This is a genomic window from Microvirga sp. 3-52 (assembly GCF_018383585.1).
GTDB lineage: Bacteria > Pseudomonadota > Alphaproteobacteria > Rhizobiales > Beijerinckiaceae > Microvirga.
Window position 1 is genome coordinate 1 of sequence record NZ_JAHAMK010000082.1, and the last position, 1,299, is coordinate 1,299.

Genomic DNA, 1,299 nt, shown 5'->3' on the forward strand with positions numbered 1-1,299 from the left:
CAATAGCCGGAGGCCTCATTCGGGCCTTGACCGGAGGACACCCGATCAGGCCTACTTTAATCCGTTGCCGCAACGCGCGGCGGCCTAACCCGGCAGACGCTCCACTTAGCGAACCGAAAACCCTGTTCAGACAAACCGAGCCACCTCAGGCTTTCCCGAGGCGATCACGGCGGTGTTCCCGGAGACCCAGGTTCAGACCTGCATCGTGCATCTGATCCGCTCGTCGCTGGCCTTCGTGGCGTACAAGGACCGCAGAGCTGTCGCGGCGGCCTTGAAAGAGATCTACCGGGCCAAGGATGCCGAGGCCGGCCAGGCGGCCCTGGAGGCATTCGCGACCTCCGTCTGGGGCCGCAAGTATGAAGCCATCGCAGCGTCCTGGCGGCGCAACTGGCCGGCGGTGATCCCGTTCTTTGCCTTTCCCGACGAGGTGCGCCGGATCATCTATACGACCAATGCCATCGAGGCGCTCAATGCCAAGCTGCGTCGGGCGGTTCGGGCTCGAGGGCACTTTCCCACCGATGAGAGTGCGTTCAAGCTGTTGTTCCTGGTCCTGAGGCAGACGCAGAAAGAGTGGAAGATGCCGCCACGCGAATGGGGCATGGCGAAAGCCCAGTTCGCCATTCTCTTTGAAGGCCGCTTCCGGCTGGGATGATGAACCCGGCCCGTACACGGAAATTCCGGCAGTCCCGATTCCCCATTTCGGCGCCCCAGTCACGGGTGATGCCGGATAGATGTTTGCAACTGACCAACGCCAATCAGAGCCAATTCTGCTTGCAACGTGAGAGCCGTCCATAGAGGTAGAACGTCTGCTCGGAGATGCCGACCTGCCGGATGAGAGATCCGCCACTGGCAGTCTCAGGTCCGCCTGCTTCAGGACCGCCACGACCTGCTCAACCGAAAATCGCTTCTTGCGAATGACAAACCTCCTTCACTGAAAAAGGAAATTTGCCAACCAGACTAACACAGCGGCTAGACCACTTCGCCCGTGTCACCTCAACCTCAGCACCACGGACCTGTTGCCGTTGCTGTTCGGTCATCTGCGCTGGAGGACGGTGTTCAACACCAAGTGCGCTCATCTCAAGCAGATTAAGTTCTAGCCGATGATCCTCGTTCACTGGCTCTTTGTCGCGCCTTAGAGGCTGACTCAAAAAGACTTGTGGTGTTTCAGGGTCTTGCGAGCCGTCTTGTCAGCATCCGGATATGAGCGATGAAGACCCAAGCCACCGCACTTTCAATGGAGGCTTCGAAGTCCTTGGCCAGGCGGCGGCAGCGTCCAAGCCAACCGAAGGTTCGCTCCAC

At 59.6% G+C, this 1,299-nt stretch carries 2 pseudogenes; one reads left to right on the top strand and one right to left on the bottom strand.

Features of this window, described 5'->3' with window-relative positions:
- Positions 1 to 148: 148 nt before the first annotated feature.
- Positions 149 to 652, top strand: a pseudogene (locus KHP60_RS24825) (transposase); the annotation flags it as partial.
- 512 nt (positions 653 to 1,164) lie between these two features.
- On the opposite strand, the pseudogene KHP60_RS24830 reads toward KHP60_RS24825, so the two are convergent.
- Positions 1,165 to 1,299 (bottom strand): annotated as a pseudogene (locus KHP60_RS24830) (IS5/IS1182 family transposase); the annotation flags it as partial.